This is a genomic window from Nocardioides sp. YIM 152588, from assembly GCF_040191335.1.
Classification (GTDB): Bacteria; Actinomycetota; Actinomycetes; order Propionibacteriales; family Nocardioidaceae; genus Nocardioides.
Window position 1 is genome coordinate 56,439 of the sequence record NZ_JBEGDJ010000017.1, and the last position, 22,388, is coordinate 78,826.

21 protein-coding genes are annotated in these 22,388 nt (G+C 73.5%); 11 read left to right on the top strand and 10 right to left on the bottom strand.

The features are described from left to right. Positions 1 to 2 precede the first annotated feature (2 nt). A complete protein-coding gene (locus ABLM29_RS10690; RefSeq protein ID WP_349714092.1) occupies positions 3 to 944 on the bottom strand; it encodes an ABC transporter ATP-binding protein in 942 nt (313 codons plus the stop codon). Between the two features lie 178 nt (positions 945 to 1,122). Here ABLM29_RS10690 and ABLM29_RS10695 point away from each other — a divergent pair, with 178 nt between their 5' ends. Then, positions 1,123 to 2,610 carry an alkaline phosphatase PhoX gene (locus ABLM29_RS10695; RefSeq protein ID WP_349714093.1) on the top strand — a complete coding sequence of 496 codons (1,488 nt, stop codon included), beginning with the start codon at positions 1,123 to 1,125 and terminating at the stop codon, positions 2,608 to 2,610. On the opposite strand, the gene ABLM29_RS10700 is transcribed toward ABLM29_RS10695, so the two are convergent. Next, a complete protein-coding gene (locus tag ABLM29_RS10700) occupies positions 2,579 to 4,630 on the bottom strand; it encodes an MMPL family transporter (protein WP_349714094.1) in 2,052 nt (683 codons plus the stop codon). The genes ABLM29_RS10695 and ABLM29_RS10700 overlap by 32 nt on opposite strands. Positions 4,631 to 4,779: 149 nt before the next feature. Between ABLM29_RS10700 and ABLM29_RS10705 the strand changes: the two genes are divergently transcribed. Both ABLM29_RS10705 and ABLM29_RS10710 read left to right on the top strand, forming a co-directional pair. Next, positions 4,780 to 6,114, top strand: coding sequence for an oxygenase MpaB family protein (locus ABLM29_RS10705; protein WP_349714095.1), 1,335 nt, complete (start codon positions 4,780 to 4,782; stop codon positions 6,112 to 6,114). Positions 6,115 to 6,148: 34 nt separating this feature from the next. Continuing rightward, positions 6,149 to 7,339: an acyl-CoA dehydrogenase family protein gene (locus ABLM29_RS10710; protein WP_349714112.1), complete on the top strand. Its 1,191-nt coding sequence runs from the start codon at positions 6,149 to 6,151 to the stop codon at positions 7,337 to 7,339. Here the strand turns inward: ABLM29_RS10710 and ABLM29_RS10715 are convergent. After that, on the bottom strand, positions 7,314 to 8,576 hold the full coding sequence (locus ABLM29_RS10715) for an FAD-dependent oxidoreductase (protein ID WP_349714096.1): 1,263 nt from the start codon (positions 8,574 to 8,576) through the stop codon (positions 7,314 to 7,316). The genes ABLM29_RS10710 and ABLM29_RS10715 overlap by 26 nt on opposite strands. A 103-nt stretch (positions 8,577 to 8,679) precedes the next feature. Here ABLM29_RS10715 and ABLM29_RS10720 point away from each other — a divergent pair, with 103 nt between their 5' ends. Beyond that, entirely contained in the window at positions 8,680 to 9,126 is a 447-nt protein-coding gene (locus tag ABLM29_RS10720; protein WP_349714097.1) for an SRPBCC family protein, read from the top strand. After that, the gene (locus ABLM29_RS10725; RefSeq protein WP_349714098.1) at positions 9,123 to 10,127 is read left to right on the top strand and encodes an SDR family NAD(P)-dependent oxidoreductase; all 1,005 of its coding nucleotides are present in this window, start codon (positions 9,123 to 9,125) and stop codon (positions 10,125 to 10,127) included. The genes ABLM29_RS10720 and ABLM29_RS10725 overlap by 4 nt, the downstream gene beginning before the upstream one ends. A gap of 66 nt (positions 10,128 to 10,193) precedes the next feature. Here the strand turns inward: ABLM29_RS10725 and speB are convergent, their stop codons facing one another. From speB to ABLM29_RS10740, 3 genes are read right to left on the bottom strand one after another with little or no spacing between them, the layout of a single operon-like run. Then, on the bottom strand, positions 10,194 to 11,216 hold the full coding sequence (gene speB, locus ABLM29_RS10730; protein WP_349714099.1) for an agmatinase: 1,023 nt from the start codon (positions 11,214 to 11,216) through the stop codon (positions 10,194 to 10,196). Continuing rightward, a complete protein-coding gene (locus tag ABLM29_RS10735) occupies positions 11,209 to 12,792 on the bottom strand; it encodes a purine-cytosine permease family protein (RefSeq protein WP_349714100.1) in 1,584 nt (527 codons plus the stop codon). The genes speB and ABLM29_RS10735 overlap by 8 nt, the downstream gene beginning before the upstream one ends. Further along, positions 12,789 to 13,199 (bottom strand): nuclear transport factor 2 family protein, encoded by a 411-nt coding sequence (locus ABLM29_RS10740; protein WP_349714101.1) that lies wholly within the window; start codon positions 13,197 to 13,199, stop codon positions 12,789 to 12,791. Before ABLM29_RS10740 ends, ABLM29_RS10735 begins: the two co-directional genes overlap by 4 nt. A 186-nt stretch (positions 13,200 to 13,385) precedes the next feature. Between ABLM29_RS10740 and ABLM29_RS10745 the strand changes: the two genes are divergently transcribed. The 6 genes from ABLM29_RS10745 (at position 13,386) to ppk2 (ending at position 20,034) form a co-directional block, all read left to right on the top strand. After that, positions 13,386 to 14,297, top strand: coding sequence for an Lrp/AsnC family transcriptional regulator (locus tag ABLM29_RS10745; protein ID WP_349714102.1), 912 nt, complete (start codon positions 13,386 to 13,388; stop codon positions 14,295 to 14,297). 120 nt (positions 14,298 to 14,417) lie between these two features. Further along, positions 14,418 to 17,015 carry an esterase-like activity of phytase family protein gene (locus tag ABLM29_RS10750; RefSeq protein WP_349714103.1) on the top strand — a complete coding sequence of 866 codons (2,598 nt, stop codon included), beginning with the start codon at positions 14,418 to 14,420 and terminating at the stop codon, positions 17,013 to 17,015. Between the two features lie 60 nt (positions 17,016 to 17,075). Further along, positions 17,076 to 17,486: a metalloregulator ArsR/SmtB family transcription factor gene (locus tag ABLM29_RS10755; protein ID WP_349714104.1), complete on the top strand. Its 411-nt coding sequence runs from the start codon at positions 17,076 to 17,078 to the stop codon at positions 17,484 to 17,486. Further along, positions 17,479 to 18,594: an ACR3 family arsenite efflux transporter gene (arsB, locus tag ABLM29_RS10760; RefSeq protein ID WP_349714105.1), complete on the top strand. Its 1,116-nt coding sequence runs from the start codon at positions 17,479 to 17,481 to the stop codon at positions 18,592 to 18,594. Before ABLM29_RS10755 ends, arsB begins: the two co-directional genes overlap by 8 nt. Further along, complete coding sequence (locus tag ABLM29_RS10765; RefSeq protein WP_349714106.1) at positions 18,591 to 19,052, top strand: arsenate-mycothiol transferase ArsC; 462 nt, start codon at positions 18,591 to 18,593, stop codon at positions 19,050 to 19,052. Before arsB ends, ABLM29_RS10765 begins: the two co-directional genes overlap by 4 nt. 76 nt (positions 19,053 to 19,128) lie before the next feature. After that, positions 19,129 to 20,034, top strand: coding sequence for a polyphosphate kinase 2 (gene ppk2 / locus ABLM29_RS10770; RefSeq protein ID WP_349714107.1), 906 nt, complete (start codon positions 19,129 to 19,131; stop codon positions 20,032 to 20,034). Between the two features lie 16 nt (positions 20,035 to 20,050). Here the strand turns inward: ppk2 and ABLM29_RS10775 are convergent, their stop codons facing one another. From ABLM29_RS10775 to ABLM29_RS10790, 4 genes are all read right to left on the bottom strand, one after another. Beyond that, on the bottom strand, positions 20,051 to 20,542 hold the full coding sequence (locus ABLM29_RS10775; RefSeq protein ID WP_349714108.1) for a nuclear transport factor 2 family protein: 492 nt from the start codon (positions 20,540 to 20,542) through the stop codon (positions 20,051 to 20,053). A gap of 34 nt (positions 20,543 to 20,576) precedes the next feature. Beyond that, entirely contained in the window at positions 20,577 to 21,272 is a 696-nt protein-coding gene (locus ABLM29_RS10780) for a GTP cyclohydrolase II (RefSeq protein ID WP_349714109.1), read from the bottom strand. Next, positions 21,262 to 21,984 (bottom strand): RibD family protein, encoded by a 723-nt coding sequence (locus ABLM29_RS10785; protein WP_349714110.1) that lies wholly within the window; start codon positions 21,982 to 21,984, stop codon positions 21,262 to 21,264. The genes ABLM29_RS10780 and ABLM29_RS10785 overlap by 11 nt, the downstream gene beginning before the upstream one ends. Further along, a partial coding sequence (locus ABLM29_RS10790; protein WP_349714111.1) for a lysylphosphatidylglycerol synthase domain-containing protein occupies positions 21,981 to 22,388 on the bottom strand: 408 nt, incomplete at its 5' end. The genes ABLM29_RS10785 and ABLM29_RS10790, both read right to left, overlap by 4 nt.

Consider the following 22,388-nt stretch of genomic DNA (forward strand, 5'->3'; position numbering starts at 1 on the left):
GCTCACACCGCCTCGAACACCGCGGATCCGTCGAGCCGGTCGCCGTACTGCCGCAGGAACAGCTCCTCCAGGGTCGGCGGCGTGCAGGTCAGCGACCGGACGTCGTAGGAGACGAGCATGCTCAGCACCGCGTTCAGGTCGGCGACCTCCACGGAGAACCGCGCCACGTCGCCGTCCACCGCCAGGTCCCGCACGGTGGCCAGGCCGGCCAGCGGTGCCGGCCGTGCGGTCTCGACCTCGACGCTGGTGCGGGTGAGGTGGCGCAGGTCGGCGAAGGTGCCGGACTCGGCGGCGCGCCCGTTGCGGATGATCGTGACCCGGTCGCAGAGGGCCTCGACCTCCGAGAGGATGTGGCTCGAGAGCAGCACGGTGCGGCCCCGGTCGCGCACGGCCCGGACGACGTCCTGGAAGACCGACTCCATCAGCGGGTCCAGGCCCGACGTCGGCTCGTCCAGCAGGTAGAGGTCGACGTCGGAGGCAAAGGCAGCGACGAGCGCCACCTTCTGCCGGTTGCCCTTCGAGTAGGCCCGGACCTGCTTGGTCGGGTCCAGCTCGAACCGCTCCAGCAGCTCCGACCGGCGCGACGGCACCAGGCCGCCGCGCAGGTCGGAGAGCAGGTCGATCACCTCGCCGCCGGTGAGGTTCGGCCACAGGTTGACCTCGCCCGGGACGTAGGCGAGCCGCCGGTGCAGGGTGGCGGAGTCGCGCCACGGATCGCCGCCGAGCAGGCGGACCTCCCCGCTCGAGGCGCGCAGCATGCCGAGCAGGACCCGCATCGTCGTGGTCTTGCCCGCCCCGTTGGGGCCGAGGAAGCCGTGCACCTCGCCCGTGACGACGTCCAGGTCGAGGCCGTCGAGGGCCCGGGTCGCGCCGAACTCCTTGACCAGCGCGCGCGTCGAGATCGCCGACGGTCCCGCGCCGGGGGAGCAGTCTGTTCCGCTCATGCTCCGACTCTTCGCCCACGCCCCGCGGGGCGGCAGAGCGCTCGGCCCCGGTGGCCGATGACGAAGGTCCCGCCGGGCGTTCACGGAGCGGTCGCCGCTCGGCCGCCCGGTCGTCGGCGGGGGCTCCCCACGGGCCGCGAGGTTGGCAGAACACGTTCTCGCCGACCTTGGAGGTCCGATGTCCCTCTCCCGCCGCGGAATGATGGCCGGCAGCGCCGGCGTCGGGTTCGCCGTGACCGGATCCATGCCCACCCTCGCCCAGGCGAAGCCGGGGCACGCGGGGGCCCGCGTGCACGGGCTGCACCCCGGCCGTCCGTTCCCGCCGCTGGTCGACGACCCGGCGGGGATCCTGGCGCTGCCGCCCGGGTTCCGGTACGTCGTGATGAACCGGGCGGGGGAGACGACCCTGGAGACCGGCGAGCCCTGCCCGAACAACCACGACGGCACCGCCGCGTTCGGCAGGGGGCGCGCGTCGTACCTGATCCTCAACCACGAGTGCGACGCCGGCGACCCGCTCGGCGTGCCGCACCGCCCCGGCACCGTCTACGACCCCGGCGCCACCGGCGGCGGTGGCTGCACGGTGATCCGGACCGACGGGCACGGCACCAACCTCGGCCAGTTCGTCGCGCTGTCGGGCACGATCTCCAACTGCGCCGGCGGCCCGACGCCGTGGGGGACCTGGTGGACCTGCGAGGAGGACACCGCCCGCGCCGGCGACGACTGGGAGGACGACGACCACGGCGCCAGCGGGGTCTACGAGAAGGACCACGGCTACGTCTTCGAGGTGCACGGCGACGGCGAGGGCCACCCGGTGCCGCTCAAGGCGCTGGGCCGCTACGACCACGAGGCGTGCGCGATCAGCAAGGACCGCCGCCACGTCTTCCTCTCCGAGGACGCCGACGAGCCGAACGGCCTCTTCTTCCGCTGGACCGGGCCGCGGCACTACAAGGTCGGGCCGTCCTCGTGGAAGGAGCTGGCCAAGCAGCACTTCGGCACCCTGGCGGCGATGGCGATCCTCCTCGACGACGGCAGCGTGCTGCCCGACGTGGCCTACCTGACCTCCTCCCAGCTCGGCCGCCCGTTCAAGGTGACCTGGGTCCCGGTGCCGGACCGCGACGCCGCCGACACGAGCGTCCGCGAGCAGTTCGCCGACGGCGAGGTGACCCGCGGCCGCAAGTTCGAGGGCGTGTGGGGCACCAGCAAGGGCGTCTACGTGGTCAACTCCTACGCCTTCGAGAAGGGCGTGGACCTGCCGGCGGACGCGGTGCCGCACAGCGGCATGGTCTGGTTCTACGACGACGAGGAGGAGACGATCCAGCTCGTCAACTACTTCCCCTACCAGGCCTACGCCGAGGAGGAGGTCCCCGAGCCGGCCTTCGCCGACCTCACCTTCGACGGCCCGGACAACGTCACCGTCACCCCGTGGGGCTCGCTGGTGCTGGCCGAGGACGGCAGCGGCGCCTCGCACGTGCTGAGCAGCACGCCGGGCGGGCCGACGTACGCGATCGCGCGGAACATGATCAACCTCGGCGACGAGGCGGAGCCGGAGTTCTCCGAGTTCACGGGGCCGACCTTCGACTCCGCGGGGAGGGTGCTCTACGTCAACATCCAGGAGCCGGGGATGACGCTGGCGATCACGGGGCCGTGGGAGAAGTACCTGGGCTGACGTCGACGCGTCCCGCTCGGGGCTGCGGCCCGACCCGGCGCGGCCACCAGAACCGCTCCCCGAGCAGGACCCCGACGGCGGGCACCAGCAGGGTCCGCACGACGAGCGTGTCGAGCAGGACGCCGACGCAGATGATGGTGCCGAGCTGGGCGAGCGCGACGAGCGGCAGCACGCCGAGGACCGCGAAGACGGCGGCGAGCAGGATGCCGGCGCTGGTGATCACGCCGCCGGTGACGGTCAGCGCGCGGAGCATGCCCTCGCGCGGACCGTGCTCGGCCGCCTCCTCGCGGGCCCGGGTGACCAGGAAGATGTTGTAGTCGACGCCGAGCGCCACCAGGAACAGGAACGCGAACAGGGGAACGAGCGTGTCGAGCGCGGCGAAGCCGAGAACCCCGGTGAACAGCCACCACGACGCGCCCATCGCGGCGCCGTAGGTCGCGACCACGGACAGCACGAGCAGCACCGGTCCGACGAGCGAGCGGAGCAGCACGACGAGCCCCGCGAGCACCATCGCCAGGATCAGCGGGACGATGAGCCTGAGGTCCCGCTGCGCCGCGGCGCGGTCGTCGACGCCCTCCGCCTCGGACCCGCCGACGTACGTCGACTCGAAGCCGGACAGCTCGTCGCGCAACGTGTCGATGGCGGACTCCGCGGCCGCCGACCCGGGCTCCTCGGCGAGGATCACCTCGATCTCGCTGATCCCGTCGTCCTGGAGGACGACCCGGGCCGACTCGACGCCGTCGGTCGCCTGGACGGCGGCGAGCACCTCGTCGCCGGCCGCCCGGGTGACCACGGTGGTCGGCTCGACGGTCCCGGCCGGGTAGGACTCGGCGAGGCGCTGCGCCGCTGTGATCGCCTCGGGCTCGTCGAGGAACTGGTCGGCGCGGTCGAGCCCGACGCGGACGCCGAGCAGGCCGCTGGCCAGCACGGCGAGGAGCACCAGCGTGATGGCGGCGACGCCGGCGGGTCGGCGGGCGACCATGCGGCCGGTGCGGTGGAAGATCGAGGTGCGCTGGGCGGCCAGGGTGTCGCCGAGGCGCGGCACCACGGGCCAGAAGACCCAGCGGCCGAAGAGCACGAGGGTCGCCGGCAGCACGACCAGCGCGAAGGCGGCCGCGACCACGATGCCGACCGCGCAGGCCAGGCCCAGGCCCCGGGTGGCCGGCGTGAGGGAGAGCAGGAGCGTCAGCACCGCGAGGAAGACCGTGGTCGCGCTGCCGATCACGGCCTCGGCCGTGCGGCCCAGCGCGTGGGCCATCGCCTCGTGGCGCGACGCGGTCGAGCGCAGCTCGTCGCGGTAGCGCGAGATCAGCAGCAGCGCGTAGTCGGTGGCCGCGCCGAAGACGAGGACCGAGAGGATGCCGGTGGTCGTGCCGTCCCAGGGGAGTCCGACGGACTCCAGCGTGCGGGTGGCGGCGACCACGGCCGTCTGGTCCGCGATCGCCACCACGACCAGCGGCACCAGCCAGAGCACCGGGCTGCGGTAGGTGATCACCAGCAGCACCGCGACGATGATCATCGTCGCGACCAGCAGCCGCAGGTCGGCGCCGTCGAACACGGCGCCGAGGTCCGCCTGGATGCCCGCCGGCCCCGTCACCTGGGCCGTCACCCCCGCGGGTGCGTCCTCGTCGAGCTGCTGGCGCAGGTCGGCCACCTGCTCGCCGACCGTGTCGGCGTCCCCCTGGTCGAGGGTGACCACGGTCATCGCCGCGGTGCCGTCCTCCGCCGCGACCAGCGGCGCGTCGCCGGCCTGCTCGCCCAGCGCGGCGAGCTGCTCGTCGGTGAGCGCGCCGTCGTCGGCGGTCCACAGGACCAGCGCGGCCGTGGTGTCGGCCTCCGGGAGCTCGTCGAGGAGCAGCGCGGCCTCGGTGCCGTCGGCGCCGTCGGGGAGCCAGTCCGTCGACTGCGCCTCCCGCTCGGCCTGGCCGATCCCGCCGATGACGGCGAGCGCGAGCAGGATCGGGACCAGGGAGAAGGCCCACGCGGCGCGCCGGCCCGCGATGCGGGAGGTGAGGGGCACGGAGGCTCCTTCGGCTGGGGAATATATTTTCGCGGCAATGTAGCAACCGGGCGGTCGGCCGGCTGACGGGCGGGTCCGCCGGTCCCTTGTCGAAACGCGAGCAATCGCTTACGTTCTGCCCAGAGACCGCTCCCGCGAGAGGCAGCCCGATGACCGTCGCCGACGCCCCCGACCTGCGTGCCGCCACCGCCTCGCAGAAGGTCGACCTGCCGCTGATCTACGGGTCGATCGACTTCGCCACGCTGCCCCACCGGTTCACCACCGACCCGGCCGTGCCGGCGCAGATGCGCCCCGACATGGAGTCCCAGCGGCCGCGGCTGCTCGCCAACGCCGAGCTGGTCGACCGGATCGCCGGCTACACGATGCTGGGTGACCGGGTGGGCGACGCCTACGCCTCCCTGATCCCCGAGCACGGCTTCCAGAGGCTCGTGACCATGCTGGTCGAGGCGTGCGAGCGCGGCGCCGACGCCGTCGAGGGGGCTCCGCCGGAGCTGGCCGCCCTCCTCGCCGACATGGAGCGGGTGCCGGACTGGATCGACCTCGACCTGGTCGAGCGGGGCGCGGCGCTCGAGCGCAACCTGTCGGCCCACCTGCTGCCGTACGTGATCCGCGGCGCGCTGCTCGGCACCTTCATGAACAAGTACGCCGCCCTGCCGATGGCCATCACCGGCGGCCTCTCGGAGCGGACCGCCGGCAAGCGGGCCAACGAGACCGCCGCGTTCTTCATCTCCTCGGTCCTTCCGGGAGCGCTGGCGCGCGACGGGGTGGCGTTCCGGTCCGCGGCGATGGTCCGGCTCATGCACTCGATGGTCCGCTTCAACATCATGCGCCGCTCGACCTGGGACAGCGCCGTCTACGGGGTGCCGATCCCGCAGTCGGACCAGATGCCGGCCGGCTTCACCAGCGCCTTCTTCCTGGCGCTGCGCGCGGTCAGGCGGGGCCGGACGACCTTCACCGCCGACGAGCGGGCGCGGGTCGAGTTCGCCCGCTACCGGTGCTTCCTGCTCGGCCTGCCCGAGGACCTGCTGCCGACCGAGCCGCAGGCGATCGTGGACGCCCTCGCGACGCGGCACGCCACGCTGCGCCGCGACTTCGACGACGACACCTGCGGTCGACTGGTCCGGGCCACGATGAGCGCCGACATCGAGCGCGAGCGGTCCCGGCTCAACTCCTTCCGCACGCCGTTCGAGCGCAGCATGTCGAAGCTCTCCCTGGTCAACGCCTACCTCGACGGGGACCGGGCGAGGGCCGCCGCGATGGGAGTCCCCGTCACCCGCGGCGACCGGCTCCGGGCCGCCGCGGCCGGCGCCTACCTCGCCACCCAGGTCGTCCCGTTCGCCGTCGCGGCCCGGGTCCCGGCGCTGCGCGGGGCGGCCGACCGCCGGCTGGTGCGCAAGGTCGAGCGGGTGCTGCGGCGCTACAGTGGCGCGGAGTTCACCACCGACGCCGCCACCTACGCCCACCACGGCGCGCGGGGCGCGTGACACGACCTGCACACCACCCGCGCGAGGAGGCGTCCTGAGCACCGCCACCCGCCCGACGCCGCCCGACCCCGCCGACATCGCCGGGCTGGACGACCTCCTCACCGAGGACGAGAAGGCGGTGCGCTCCGCGATCCGCCGGATGCTCGACCGGTCCGCCGAGCCGCACATCGCGGAGTGGTTCGAGCGCGGCGGCATCCCCGACGTCCGCGGGCTGGCCCGGGAGCTCGGCGCGCTGGGGGTCCTCGGCATGCACCTCGAGGGGTACGGCTGCGCCGGCATGAGCGCGACGGCGTACGGCCTCGCGTGCCTGGAGATCGAGGCCACCGACTCCGGCCTGCGGTCGCTGGTGTCGGTGCAGGGCTCGCTGGCGATGTTCTCGATCTGGCGGTGGGGCAGCGAGGAGCAGAAGCAGGAGTGGCTGCCGCGGATGGCCACCGGCGACGTGATCGGCTGCTTCGGGCTGACCGAGCCCGACGCCGGGTCCGACCCCGGGGCGATGACCACCCGCGCGCGCCGGGACGGCTCGGACTGGGTCCTCGACGGCCGCAAGATGTGGATCTCCAACGCCCCGTTCGCCGACGTCGCGGTGGTCTGGGCGCAGACCGACGAGGGCGTCCGCGGCTTCGTCGTGCCGACGGACACCCCGGGGTTCACCGCGCCGGAGATCAAGCACAAGCTCTCCCTGCGCGCCTCGGCGACCGGCGAGCTGGTGCTCGACGGCGTGCGGCTGCCCGAGGCGGCGGCCCTCCCGGAGGTCCGCGGCCTCAAGGGCCCGCTGTCCGCGCTCAACGAGGCGCGCTTCGGGATCGTCTTCGGCTCCCTCGGCGCCGCGCGCTCCTCCCTGGAGGCCGCCCGCGCGTACGCCGCGGAGCGGACCCAGTTCGGCAAGCCGATCGCCGCCTTCCAGCTGACCCAGCAGAAGCTGGTGGACATGAGCCTGGAGTACGTGAAGGGCTACCTGCTCGCCCTGCACCTCGGCCGCCGCAAGGACGCCGGGACGCTGCACCCCGACCAGGTCTCGCTCGGCAAGCTCAACAACGTCCGCGAGGCCCTGGAGATCTGCCGCACCGCGCGCACGATCCTCGGGGCGAACGGCATCTCGCTGGAGTACCCGGTGATCCGCCACATGAACAACCTCGAGTCGGTCCTGACCTACGAGGGCACCGTCGAGATGCACACGCTGATCCTCGGCCAGCGGCTCACCGGCCGGTCGGCGTTCCGGTGAGGCGCCGCAGCACGGCGCGCGCCGCCCGGGTGCCCGACACCAGGGCGCCCTGGATCGAGCCGGTGTCGCGATGGTCGCCGGCCACGAAGAGCCGGTCGGTGAGCGCGACCGGCCGGCGCGCGTCCAGCGGGGGAGGCTGCGCCGGCAGCGCGTGCGGGACGTCGTGGCGCACCACCAGCCGCCACGTGTCGGTGGCGGTCCCGTAGAGGTCCGCGAGGTGCGCGCGCACCTCGGCCTCACCGGTCGTCGCCGCCGGCGTCAGCGTCGTGGCCTGGACCAGGCGTCGCCCCGCGGGCGCGTAGCTCGGCGCCGCCGCGGTCAGGTCCAGCGCGTTCTGGACGGGCCCGCGGCCCCGCCCGTCCAGAACGAGCAGGGGGAGCGGGGACGGTGGGCCGTCGCAGTCGAACCACCAGGTGGTCAGCGCCTTCGTCGCCACCGGCGGCAGCGGGGTCAGCGCGGAGACGCCCTCCCCGGGGACGGCCACCACCACGGCCTCGGCCCGCCAGGTCCCTTCGCCGGCGCGGACGCGGACGCCGCCGGCCTCCTCCCGTACGTCGTCGACGTCGACCCCGGTCGCGATCCGCGCGCCGAGGGGCGCGGCCAGCTGGTCGGGCAGCGCCTGCATCCCAGCGGCGGGGACGCCGGGGGTGCCGAGCGCGAACGAGCGCAGCAGGAGCCGGGCGAACGCGGCGGAGGTGCCGCCGCCGTGATCGGCCAGCACCCCGGCCAGGAAGGGGTCCAGCAGCTCCCTGCGCAGCGGGCCGGTGATCCCCGCCGCGGTGAGCGAGGCGGCCAGCGTCTCGTCGGGCCCGGCACCGGGCCCGGACCCGGCGTGCGCGTGCGGGCGGGCCAGCGTCGGGCCCAGCCACCGGGCCAGCGCGACCAGCTCGCGCGGGGCGAGCAGCCCGGAGCGGAGGGTGCGCGCGAGCAGCCGGGGCTCGCGGCGCGGGTCGGCGACCACGACGGGCCCGTCCTCGCGCCGGACGATCGCCCCCGCGCCGAACGAGCGCAGGGCGAGCGCCGGGAGGTCGACGTACCGGCGGACGGCGGGGTAGGCCGGGTTGAGCAGCTGGAAGCCGCGGTCGCAGCGGTACCCGTCGACGACGTCGGTGCGGACCCGGCCGCCGACGGCGTCGGCGCGCTCGAGCACGCGGACGTCCACGCCGGCGCCGTGCAGCTCGGCGGCGCACCGCAGGCCCGCCAGGCCGGCGCCGACGACGAGGACCTCGGCGTCCATCAGCGGGCCTCACGGTCGGGGCAGGGCTTGATCGAGGTCGGCATACTTCAACAATAGCCCGAATACCTGAACGGGAAACCTAGACAGAGCGTGGAGGTTGGGCATGAGTCAGGTGCTTCGCCGGCAGGTCGCCACCCGATGGTCCGCGCAGGACGCGTTCGCGTACCTGCTCGACTTCTCCCACGCGGAGGAGTGGGACTCCGGCACGGTCCGCTGCGAGCGGGTCAGCGGCGACGGCGGCGTCGGGACCCGCTACCGGAACGTGTCGCGGTTCCTGGGGCGCGAGACCGAGCTCGACTACACCACCGCGGAGGTGGACCCGGAGGGGCTCAGGTTCGTCGTGGTCGGGCGCAACCGCACCGTCACCAGCACCGACACGGTGACCGTGACCCCGACCGGCCAGGGCAGCGTGGTGGACTACCGGGCCGAGTTCGACTTCTCCGGGGTGAGCCGATTCCTCGCGCCGCTCCTCGCCCCCGTCCTGAAGAGGCTCGGCGACGACACCGCCGAGCAGCTGGGTCGGGTCCTCGACCGGAGGGCCGCGGCGTGAGCCCGACCCCCTCGGGGGCCGCGGCCGCGGTGGGCGGCGCGGTCGACACCGTGCTCGACCGGTCGGTGGTCCTGGGGTTCTCCCGGATCGGCCCCGCGGTGCGCCGCCGCCTGCCCACCTGGCCCGCCGATCCGGCCCCCGGCGCGCTGATCGGCCGGCATGCGGCCGTCACCGGTGCCACCTCCGGCCTGGGCCTCGCCACGGCGCTCGGCCTGCTCCGGTTGGGGGCGACCGTCCACCTCGTCGTGCGCAACCCGGAGAAGGCCGAGCGCGCCCGGGCCACCCTGCTCGACGAGGTCCCCGACGGCGCCGTGGAGATCCACCTCTGCGACGTCGCCGACCTCGACGACGTGCGCCGCGTGAGCGCCGAGCTCCTCGCCGCGGTGCCGCACCTCGACGTGCTCGTCCACAACGCGGGCGCGATGCCGCCGACCCGGACCGAGTCGCCCCAGGGGCACGAGCTGACGATGGCGCTGCACGTCCTCGGCCCCGTGCTGATGACCGAGCTGCTGCTGCCGGCGATGACCGGACGTCACGCCAGGGTCGTCCTGGTCACCTCGGGCGGCATGTACGCCCAGCGGCTGCGCGAGGACGACCCGGAGTACCGGACCGGCGACTACTCGGGCACCACGGCGTACGCGCGCAGCAAGCGCGCCCAGGTCGAGCTGCTGCCGGTCCTGCAGGAGCGTTGGGCGGGCGCCGGGGTCGAGGTCTACGCGACCCACCCCGGCTGGGCCGACACCCCCGGCGTGGTCGACTCGCTGCCCACCTTCCACCGGCTCACCGGGCCGGTGCTGCGCGACGCGGCGGAGGGGGCCGAGACCACGGTCTGGCTGGTCGCGCAGGACCCGCCGCCCCCGGGCGGGGGACTGTGGCACGACCGCCGCGAACGCCCCACCCACGTGCGGCCGGGGACCCGGACCGAGGGCGCCTCGGTACGGCGACTGTGGGACTGGGTCGCCGACGGTGCGCGCCTGGCCGACGGGGGCGCCCGGGCATGACGCAGCCCCCGCCGCCGACCGGGTCGGCGACGGGGGCTCGGTGCGTCTCCCGGCGGGGGCCGGCGATCAGCCGAGCGCTGCCTCCGCGACGGCGCCCGCCTCCAGCTCCGCCTCGTGGCGCATCGCCATCAGCGAGACCAGGTCGTAGGCCACGTGCGAGGCCGCGACGCCGGTCAGCTCGGCGTGGTCGTAGGCCGGGCTGACCTCGACCACGTCCGCGCCGACGACGTTGGCGCCCGCGAAGCCGCGGAGCACCTCCAGCAGTTCGCGGCTGGTCATGCCGCCGGCCTCCGGCGTACCGGTGCCGGGGGCGTGCGCGGGGTCCAGCACGTCGATGTCGATCGACAGGTAGACCGGGCGGTCGCCCACGCGCTGGCGCAGCTTGTCGACGACCTCGTCGACGCCCTGCCGGTAGACGTCGGCGGAGGTGACGATGCCGAAGCCGAAGCGGCGGTCCTCCTCGAGGTCCTTCTTGCCGTACAGCGGGCCCCGGGTGCCCACGTGGCTGAGCGCCTCGGTGTCGAGGATGCCCTCCTCCACGGCGCGGCGGAACGGGGTGCCGTGGGTGTACTCGGCGCCGAAGTAGGTGTCCCAGGTGTCCAGGTGGGCGTCGAAGTGGACCAGGGCGACCGGCCCGTGCCGCTCGGCCGCGGCGCGCAGCAGCGGCAGGGCGATCGTGTGGTCGCCGCCGATGGTGAGCAGGCGACCGCCGTCGGCGGTCAGGTCGAGCGCCGCGGCCTGGACGGTGTCCATCGCCTCGTTGATGTTGAACGGGTTGACCGCGATGTCGCCGGCGTCGACGACCTGCGCGGACTCGAACGGCGAGACGTCCAGGCCCGGGTGGTAGGGCCGCAGCAGCCGCGAGGACTCCCGGATGTGGGTCGGGCCGAACCGGGCGCCCGGCCGGTAGGAGACGCCGGAGTCGAACGGCACGCCGGCCACGGTGATGTCCGCCCGGTCGACCTGGTCGATGCGGGGCAGCTTGGCGAACGTCGCCGCGCCGCCGTAGCGGGGGGTGAGCGAGGCGTCGATCGGGCCGACGTTGCGCTCGCCCACGCGCACCTCCTGGGGGATGCGTCGCTCAGACACCGCTGAGCACCTCCTCGGGCTCGGGGCCGTCGACGGCACGGGAGACCGGCTCGTCCTCGGAGACGATCGGGCAGGCCGGGCGGTCGGCGGACGGGACGAAGCGCGGACCCTCGGGGCCGAACGCGTCGCGCGGCTCGGGGAAGATCCAGAGCAGCGCCGGGTAGAGGATCGCGGCCAGGCCGAGGCCGACCGGGATCGACAGGTCGATGCCGTCGGCGAGGTTGCCGAGCGGGCCGACGAACTGCCCGGGCAGGTTCACGAAGCAGATGCTCATCGCGGCGGAGACCAGCCAGGCGCCCAGGCCGCGCCAGTTCCAGCCGTGGGCGAACCAGTAGCGGCCCCCGCGCTGGCGGCGGTTGAAGACCTGCAGGGCGTCGGTGTCGTACCAGCCGCGGCGGACCACCCAGCCGATGATCATGACGACCATCCACGGGGCGGTGCAGCTGATGATGAGCACGGCGAAGGTCGAGATCGAGGTGACCACGTCGAAGACGAAGCGGCCGACGAAGATGAAGCCGATCGCGACGATGCCGATGAGGACCGTCGACTGCACGCGGGTGAACCGGGTGAAGACGCTGGAGAAGTCGAGGCCGGTGCCGTAGAGGGCGGTGGTCCCGGTCGACATGCCGCCGATCAGGGCGATCAGGCAGACGGGCAGGAAGTACCAGCCCGGCGCGACCGCGAGCAGGCCGGAGACGTAGCCGGTCTCGTAGGTCATGAAGCCGTCCACCTCGGTGGCCACGATGGTGGCGGTGACCAGGCCGAAGAGGAACGGCACGAGCGTGGCGATCTGGGCCAGGAAGGCGGCGGCCATCACCTTGATGCCGGGGGTCTCCCGGGGGATGTAGCGCGACCAGTCGCCCAGGAAGGCGCCGAAGGAGACCGGGTTCGACATCACGATCAGCGCGGCGCCGATGAAGGACGGCCAGTAGAGCGCCTGGGTGGCGGCGTCGGCGCCGTCACCGAAGATGCCGGCGTAGCCGGGGTCGAAGCTGCCGCCGAAGGCGAGCGCGCCCAGGATGAACAGCGCGGTCGCGGCGATGACGGCGACCTTGTTGACCAGCAGCATGAAGCGGAAGCCGTAGATGCACACGATCAGCACCAGCACGGCGAAGACGCCGTAGGCCAGGCCGAGGGTGAGGTCGTTCTCGGGCAGGCCGACCGCCCGGTTGGCGCCGCCGACGAGCGCGTCGCCGGAGCTCCACACCGAGATCGAGAAGAACGCGAACGCGGTGAGCAGCGAGAGGAACGATCCGACCACCCGGCCGTGCACACCCAGGTGCGCGGAGGACGAGACGGCGTTGTTGGTGCCGTTGCGCGGTCCGAAGAGCGCCAGCGGGGCGAGGATCGCCGCGCCGAGCAGCAGGCCGGAGACGGTGGCCAGCAGCGAGTCGCGGAAGGAGAGGCCGAACAGGATCGGGAAGGTGCCGAGCACCACGGTCGCGAAGGTGTTCGCGCCGCCGAAGACGAGCCGGAAGAGGTCGAGCGGCTTGGCCGTCCGCTCCTCGTCCGGGATCGGCTCGACGCCGTGGGTCTCGACCTCCGTCGCCTTCGGCGGGGCGGTGTGGGTGCTCATCGGGTGGCCTCCGGTGCGGGGGAGAGGTGCTCGTGCACGGCGAGGACGGCGCCGCCGACGCGGCGGAAGACGATCGTCTCCCGCTCGTCGGTGGCGGTCTGGTCGCCGGCGACCGAGGTGACGGTGTGGACGTCGTGGGTGAGGACGGCGGTGTCCCCCCAGACCTGGACCCGGCGACCCGTCGGGGTGCACGACTCGACCCGCCAGCCGTCGGAGAGCCACGACGCCCACAACCGCTCATAGGCGGCGCGGTCGGCGAGGACCTCGGCCTCGGGGTGGAAGACGAAGCTGGCGTCCTCGGCGAAGCAGGCGAAGTAGCCGTCCGTGTCGGTGCCGGCGAAGGCCGCGACGAGCCGGTCGGCGGCCTCGTTCACCTCCGCGAGGGAGAGCGTGTCGAGCTGGGTCATGCGGGTCCCTTCTGGGCCTGTGGTCCGGCTCACCCTAAGAACGGACGGCCGTCGCTGCAAGCAATCCGTGCGCGTGACGCCCGTCATGCATCACGATCTGCCTGCGCTAGACAGAGATGCGCTCGCATCAGAACTCCGAGGTAGGGTTCGGATGTCCGATCTGACCTATCATCACGGTGAAAACAGATGTCCGAGAAATTCGCGTCGAGTGCCCTGGATGACGCCGACGACGCCATCGTCGGCCTGCTCGAGGTCGACGGCCGGCTGACCCACCGCGAGATCGCCGAGCGGATCGGGCTCTCCCGCTCGGCGGCCGCGGCGCGGGTGCAGCGCCTCCTCGACGAGGGCCACGTCGCGGTCCGCGGCGTGGCCCACCCGGCCGTGCTCGGCCGCGACGCGCTGGCGCACGTCGCGCTGGTGGTGCGCGGCTCCGCGGTGGAGGTGGCCCGGGCGGCGGCCGATCGCGAGGACACCACGTTCGTCTCGCTCGTCACCGGCCGGCACAGCGTGGTCGTGGAGGTGCGCACCGCGGGCGTCGTCCAGACCGAGGCCGCGGTGGCCGAGCTGCGGGACCTGGCCGGCGTCGACGGCGTCGACACGCTGGTCTACACCGAGGTGGTGCGCGACGTGGCCGGGCCCGTCGGCGCCGTCACCGTCGAGGTCGACGACGTCGACCGCGCGCTGCTGCGGGTCCTGCAGGACGACGGGCGGGCGTCGTACGTGCGGCTCGGCGAGGAGGTCGGCCTCTCCGCCGCCGGGGCCCGCCGCCGCGTGCTGCGGCTGGTCGAGGGGCAGGCGGTCCGGGTCGGCGCCGTCGTACGCCACACCGGGCGCGGCCGCCGGACCGCGACCGGGGTCGGGATCCGGCTCACCGGTGACGCGCGCGAGCTCCTCGACCGGGTGGTCGGGCTGCCCTCCCTGATCTTCGCCGCCCGTTCGCTGGGCCGGTACGACGCCGTGCTGACCGTCAGCGCCGGCACCTCCGCGCAGCTGGTGGAGGTCCTCGACGACCTGCGCGCGCTGCCCGGCGTGCGCGACGTCGAGACCTGGGGCCACCTGGAGTTCGTCAAGGAGTCCTACGCCTCGGTGCGGCTCTGACGGATCTTCCACCAGCGTTCATCCGGGAGCCACGGCCACGTTGCGGGGTGCCGACACCGTCCGCAACGACCCCGGGGCGAGGGACGTCCCGGGAGCCGATCCCGAGACGAGAGGTACCTCATGCATCGACGCTCCCCGAGAGCCCGTGGCCTGGCCGCCCTTGCCGTCGCCGCGCTGCCCATCGGTCTGCTGCCGCTGACCCTGTCCGACACGGCGGGCGCGGCGCCGGCCGGCGCCACCACCGCCTTCGACCGGGTCGCCACCTACCCGGTCTTCCAGAACGTCCCCGAGGGGGTGGACCCGGCGGACGAGACGGTCGCGGAGATCTCGGCCGTGAGCGAGGACGGCATGACCGTCGTCTACACCGACGCCGCCGGCAAGCGGATCGGCTTCCTCGACATCACCGACCCGTCCGCGCCGGTCGGCGCGGGCACCCTGGACCTCAGCCTGCTCGGCGACGCGGACGACGAGCCGACCTCCGTCGCCGTGGTCGGCGACTACGTGCTGGTCGTCATCGACACCAGCGGCGGCAGCTACACCGCCCCCTCGGGTCGCCTCGACATCGTCCGCCTCTCCGACCACACGCGCGTGCGCTCGATCGACCTCGGCGGCCAGCCCGACTCGATCGCGATCAGCCCCGACGGCGCCTACGCCGCGATCGCGATGGAGAACCAGCGCGACGAGGACGCCGGCGACGGCGGCCTCCCGCAGCTGCCGGCCGGCTTCGTGCAGGTCATCGACGTCGCCGATGCCGACCCGGCCGCCTGGGTCGCGCACGCGGTCGCGCTCACCGAGGCGTCCGGCGACCCGCTGCCGTCCTTCGTCGCCGCCGGGATCGACACCCCCGAGGACCCCGAGCCGGAGTACGTCGACATCAACGAGGACAACCTGCTGGCGCTGAGCCTGCAGGAGAACAGCGGCGTCGTCCTCATCGACCTGGAGACCCGGGCCGTCGAGTCGGTCTTCAGCGCCGGCGAGGTGACCCTCGACGGCGTGGACACCGAGGACGACGGGCTCTTCGACCAGACCGACAGCATCACCGTCGTGCGCGAGCCCGACGCCCTGCACTGGATCGACGAGACCTACCTGGCCACCGCCAACGAGGGCGACTGGAAGGGCGGCAGCCGCGGCTGGACCGTCTTCGACAGCACCGACGGCAGCGTCGCCTGGGACGCCGGGACCTCCTTCGAGCACCTCGCCACCCGCCTCGGCCTGCACAACGAGGGACGCTCCGACAACAAGGGCGCGGAGCCGGAGGGCATCACGGTCGCCGAGTACGACGGCACCACCTACGGCTTCGTCGGCTCCGAGCGCAGCAACTTCGTGGCCGTCTACGACCTCAGCGACCCGACGGCCCCCGAGCTCCTCCAGGCGCTGCCGACCACCAACGGTCCCGAGGGCCTGCTGCCGGTGCCGGGCCGCGACCTCCTCGTGGTCTCCTCCGAGGAGGACGACGCCGACGCGGGCGTCCGCGCCACCGTCGGCCTGTACCTGCTGCACGACCTCGCCGCCGGCGAGGTGCCGCAGTTCCCGACGATCGAGTCCGCCGCGGACCCGGCGGCCACCGACGGGGCGCCGATCGGCTGGGGCGCGCTCGGCGCCCTCACCGGCGTCCCCGGTGAGCCCGGTCGCCTCTACACGGCCAGCGACTCGGCGTACGCCACCGGCCGGATCTACGCGGTCGACGCGAGCGCGAAGCCGGCGGTGATCGACGACGTCATCACGGTGACGACGGACGGCGTCACCGCACCGGCGATCGACATCGAGGGCCTCTTCGCGCGCCGGCAGGGCGGCTTCTGGGTCGGCGTCGAGGGCGCCACCGGCGAGGCCAACCAGATCCTGCGCACCGACGCCGCCGGCGTCATCCAGGAGACGCTGGTGCTGCCCGAGGACGTCGCCGCCGGTCTGGGCAAGTGGGGCATCGAGGGGGTCTCGGCCACCGGCCGCGGCGCCGACGAGCAGGTCTACATCGTGCTGCAGCGGGCGCTGGCCGGCGAGACCGCCGCGCGGATCGGCCGCTACGACGTCGCCTCCGCCACCTGGACCTGGTTCGGCTACGAGCTGGAGACCACCGAGGTCGAGGGCGACTGGATCGGCCTCTCCGAGATCGTCGCGATCGACCGGGACACCGTCGCGGTCATCGAGCGCGACAAGCTCCAGGGCGACCGGGCCGCGCTCAAGCGCGTCTACACCGTCGACCTGCCGGCCGGCTCGCCGGACGAGGTGACGCCGGTGACGAAGGAGCTGGCCGTCGACGTACTGCCCGCGATGCAGGCGTTCCAGGGCTGGACCCAGGAGAAGCTCGAGGGCCTGGGCATCACCTCCGACGGCCGCGTCTTCGCGGTCACCGACAACGACGGCCTCGACGACGCCACCGGCGAGACCCAGCTGATCGAGCTGGGCACCGCCAAGGGGCTCTTCGCCGACTCGATGGCCACGTCGACCGAGCTGGCCGCCTGGCCGAGGACCGCCCGGAAGGGCGAGCGGATCACCCTGAAGGTGCGGGTGACGCCGTCGTTCGTCGCCAGCCCGGTCAAGATCACCGACCGGGGCAAGGTCATCCGCAAGGTGAGGCTCGAGGACGGGGTGGCGACGCTGCGGCTCAAGCCGTCGCTCGGCGTCCACCGCTACGGCGCCACGTACGTCGGCTCGAAGACGTCGCTCGCGTCGTCCTCGGCCAAGGTCCGGGTCAAGGTGGTGAGGCCGAAGCGCCGCTGAGTCCTCGGCGGCGGCGCGCCCGGGTTGCGGCAACGTATCGACGGCGGGCAATATAGACGCATGTCGAAGTCAACTGCCCCCGTCGAGCTGCCGCTCGCGGACGACCCGGTGACGTGCTGCGTCCCGCTCGCCGGCGAGCCGATCAGCACGGAGCGCGCCGTCGCCGTGGTCCCGATGCTCAAGGCGATCGCCGACCCGGCACGCCTGCGCCTCCTGTCCCTCGTGCTCTCGCACGAGGGACAGGAGGCCTGCGTGTGTGACCTGACGCCGGCGTTCGACCTGTCGCAGCCCACCATCAGCCACCACCTGAAGGTCCTCCACGAGAGCGGGCTCCTCGACCGGGAGAAGCAGGGCACCTGGGTGTACTACCAGGCGCGCCCCGAGGCGATGGAGGCGCTCGCCGGTCTGTTCGCCCCCGCCCCGGCGGCCGCTCCGGCCGCGACGGACGTCGAGGAGGTGCTCCATGGCTGAGCCGATGCCGCAGGCGCCGGCGGCCGCGGACGACGCCGTGCTCGGCCGCCTCTCCACGCTCGACCGCTTCCTGCCCGTCTGGATCGGCGTGGCGATGGTCGCCGGCCTGCTGCTGGGCCGCTGGGTCACCGGCCTGGACGACGCGCTGGCCGCGGTCGAGATCGGGTCGGTCTCGCTGCCGATCGCGATCGGCCTGCTGGTGATGATGTACCCGGTGCTCGCCAAGGTGCGCTACGACGAGCTCGGCCACGTCACCGGCGACCGGCGTCTCCTGGCGACCTCGATCGTGCTCAACTGGGTGCTCGGCCCCGCGCTGATGTTCGCGCTGGCCTGGCTCCTCCTCCCGGACCTGCCGGAGTACCGCACCGGCCTGATCATCGTCGGCCTGGCGCGGTGCATCGCCATGGTCCTGATCTGGAACGACCTGGCCTGCGGCGACCGCGAGGCCGCCGCGATCCTGGTCGCGCTCAACGCCGTCTTCCAGATCATCGCGTTCGCCCTGCTCGGCTACTTCTACCTCCAGGTCCTGCCGGGCTGGCTCGGCCTGGACCAGGCCGCGCTGGACGTCTCCATGTGGGACATCGCCAAGTCGGTGCTGATCTTCCTCGGCATCCCGCTGCTGGCCGGCTACCTGACCCGGGTGCTGGGCGAGCGGGCCAAGGGCCGGGAGTGGTACGAGGAGCGGTTCCTGCCCCGCATCGGCCCGGTCGCGCTCTACGGCCTGCTCTTCACCATCGTGGTGATGTTCGCCCTCCAGGGCGACGCGATCACCAGCCAGCCGCTGGACGTGGCCCGGATCGCGCTGCCGCTGCTGGCGTACTTCGTCCTGATGTGGGGCGGGTCGATGGCGCTGACCAAGGCGCTCGGCTTCGACTACCAGCGCGCCACCGCCGTCTCCTTCACCGCCGCCGGCAACAACTTCGAGCTCGCCATCGCGGTCGCGATCGGCGTCTTCGGCGTGGCCTCGGGCCAGGCGCTGGCCGGCGTCGTCGGCCCGCTCATCGAGGTGCCCGTCCTGGTCGGCCTCGTCTACGTCAGCCTGTGGGCCCGCCGGTTCTTCCCGGAGGCGACCCCGTCCCGATCCACCACGACAGGAGCACGCGCATGACCGCCACCGACAGCCCCGCCCCGGAGGGGACCGTCCCGCAGGTCGTCTTCGCCTGCGTCCGCAACGGCGGGCGCTCGGTGATCGGCCGGGTGCTGACCCAGCACTACGCGGGCGACCGGGTGCGCGCCGAGTCGGCGGGCACCGCCCCCGGCGAGCACATCCACCCGGAGGTCGCCGAGGCGCTGGAGAAGCTCGGGCTGGACACCTCCGCCGAGGTCCCGACCATGCTCACCCGCGACACGGTCGCGGCCAGCGACCTGGCGATCACGCTCGGCTGCGGCGAGGAGTGCCCCTACGTCCCCGGCGTGCGGTACGTCGACTGGCCGGTCGCCGACCCGGGCGGCCAGGACGAGGCGACCGTGCGCGCGATCATCGCCGACATCGACGGCCGGGTCCGCGGCATGCTGGCCGAGCTCGTCCCGGACCTGGACCTGCCGCCGTCGGTGCTCGCCGCCTGAGCCCCTCCCGCGCGGCGGCCGGATCCGCAACAATGCGAATGCGACGCGGGGGCCGCCCGCGGGGAGGACGGACCAGGTGGACAACGAGCAGCGACAGGGACTTCGCGAGTACATCGAGGACCTCCGCCAGGCGGGGTACACGGTGCGGGACGGCCACTCGCCGGACCCGGACCTGATCGACCCCCAGGGGAACCCGGTCTACACCTGGCAGGAGGGCTACCCCTACCCCGAGCGGCTGGACCGGGACGAGTACGAGCACGAGAAGTACCGGCTCCAGGTCGAGCTGCTCAAGTTCCAGTACTGGCTCGAGGACAACGGCCGGCGGGCCATCGTGCTCTTCGAGGGGCGCGACGCCGCCGGCAAGGGCGGCACGATCAAGCGGTTCACCGAGCACCTCAACCCCCGCACCGCCCGCGTGGTCGCGCTGAACAAGCCCAGCGACCGCGAACGCGGCCAGTGGTACTTCCAGCGCTACATCCAGCACCTGCCGACCGCCGGCGAGATGGTCATGTTCGACCGCTCCTGGTACAACCGCGCCGGCGTCGAGCGGGTGATGGGCTTCTGCTCCGACGAGGAGTACGAGGCGTTCATGAACCAGGCCCCGCAGTTCGAGCGGATGCTGATCGACTCCGGCATCCACGTCACCAAGCTCTGGTTCTCCGTCTCGCGGACCGAGCAGCGCACGCGGTTCGCCATCCGCCAGCTCGACCCGGTGCGGCAGTGGAAGCTCTCGCCGATGGACCTCGCCTCGCTGGACCGGTGGGAGGACTACACGGCGGCGAAGGAGGAGATGTTCCGCCGCACCGACAAGCGGCACGCCGCGTGGACGATCATCCGCTCCAACGACAAGAAGCGGGCGCGGCTCAACGCGATGCGGTTCTTCCTGGGCCAGTTCGACTACGACGGTCGCGACGACGAGGTCGTCGGCAAGCCCGACCCGCTGCTGGTGATGCGGGGCAAGCAGGAGACGGCGGACGAGTAGCGCGCGGCGCCGAGGCTCAGTCCTGGTGGTGGGCCAGCGCCGGGTCCCAGCGGTTGGCCAGCAGCTTGAAGCTCGGGGTGTCGTCGAGCGAGGTCATCGCCTCGTAGATCCGGTCGTACCTCGTGGCCGCGATCCGCCAGGCGCCGTCCGCGTCGCGGCGGTACTCGTCGGAGTAGTAGCCGGCGCCGCGGATGGTCACCTTGAAGTCCGGCACGATCACGGTGTCCTCGAAGGCCCACGACGCGGTGGCGCGGTCGCCGTCGACGTCGATCTCCGGGTGCTGCGCCACGTGCACGGTGATGGTGCCGCCGGACAGCTGCTCCCGCATCCAGTCCACGACGCCGTCGCGGCTGTCGAAGTGGAGCGGCTCGCCCATCGCCATCGTGCCGTACCGCGCGCGGACGTCGTCGGCGAGGCAGTCGGCGAACTCGTCCCACTGCTTGAGGTCGAGGGTGCGGAAGTAGCGGTGCTTGAGGCGCTTGATCGACTCGATCGCTGCGAGGTCCATGCGCCGGACACTAGACCCGGACGTAGAACTCGTTCTAGTGGCCGTTCCGGTGAGCAGGCGCGGGGGAGAGGTCGAGGCGGTGCCGGCCGCGGGTCGCCTTGGCGCTGAGATAGGAGACGTTGCTGTCGGTGACGTAGACGCCGGTCGGCAGCTGCTCGGCGACCGAGATCCCCATCGCCCGGAGCTGCCCGGCCTTGTCGGGGTTGTTGCCGAGCAGCAGCACGGCGTCGACGCCGAGCGCGGTCAGCATCTGCCCCGCGACGGTGTAGTCGCGCTCGTCGGCACCGTGCCCCAGCGCGAGGTTGGCGTCGTAGGTGTCGAGCCCGGAGTCCTGGAGCAGGTAGGCGTCCAGCTTGTTGTAGAGCCCGATGCCGCGGCCCTCCTGGCGCAGGTAGAGCAGGTACCCGCCCCGGTCGGCGATCCGGCCGAGCGCCTCGGCCAGCTGCGGGCCGCAGTCGCAGCGGCGGCTGCCGAGCACGTCGCCGGTCAGGCACTCGCTGTGGAGCCGTACGACGGGTGGCGGCCCGGGGTCGCCGAGCCGGATGGCGAGGTGCTCGCGGCCGTCCACGAGGCCGTCGAACGAGAGCACGTCGGCGGTGGTCACCGAGCCGTCGGGGAGGCGGAGGGGGACCGGCACCCGGGCCCGGACGGTGGCCGTCGGCACCGGTCCGCTCGACTGCGGGTGGATCGACCGCGGACCGACGGACTCCTGGGGCAGCTCAGCGGACACCGGCACGCACCTCCGCCTCGCAGAACCGCTCGGACAGGGCATAGCGCAGCAGCACGACGTCGCCGATCCGGCGTACCTCGGCCAGGTCGGCGCGGCGGTGCTCGTCCCAGGGGAAGCAGCCGTCGCCGACGAACCGCGGCGCCCGGGAGTCGCCGACGAACAGCGGGGCGACCACCAGCTGGAGCTCGTCGGCGAGGCCCTCGGTGAGGAACTGCGTGTGCACGCGCCCGCCGCCCTCCACCATCAGCCGCCGCACGCCGCGGCCGGCGAGCGACTCGGCGATGCGGCGCATCGAGACCGACGGCCCGGCGTCCTCGACGCAGACCGTCGGGCCGAGCCGGCGGCGCAGGGGGCCGGCGACGCGGGAGGGGCAGAAGACGACCCGCTCGGTGTCGCCGGCACGGAAGAACCGCGCGTCGGGGTCGAGGTCGCCGGAGCGGGTCACGGTGACCTTGACCGGGTTCGGGTCGAGGCCACGCTCGACCCGGCGGGCCCGCCGCTCCTCGCTGCGCACCAGCAGGCGCGGGTCGTCCGCCCGCACCGTCCCGGCGCCGACCAGGATCGCGTCGCACCCGGCGCGGACCTCGTCGACCCGGTCCAGGTCGTCGGGGTTGGACAGGATCAGACGCCGCCGCGAGGCGTTGTCCAGGTAGCCGTCGAGCGAGAGGCTGCAGCTGAGCAGCACGTAGGGGCGGCTGGTCGGGTCGGTCATCGCGCCTCCATCGGGTCGGGCCGAGCGTGTCGGGCTGGGCGCGCGAGCGCCTCGAACGCCAGCACGAGCGCCCCCGGCGCGGCCGCGAGGAGGCTGAGCACGCCGTAGAGCGTGGCGACGGTGACACCGGTGGCGGCGCCGAGCCCGGCGGCCCCGAACGCCCAGGCCGCGGCGCCCTCACGGGGCCCCCAGCCGGCGATGCTGAGTGGCAGCGACGAGGCCACGAGCACCACGACGAGGAGGCCGGCCGCCTCCGGCCACGGCAGCGCCACGTCGGCGGCCCGGACCGCGACCGCCAGCACGAGCAGGTGGCCGGCGGCGACCCCGACGGACGCCACCACCGGCAGCCAGAGGGCACGGCCGGCGCCGAGCGCCCGCGCGTCGTCCCGCACGGCCGCGGCGGC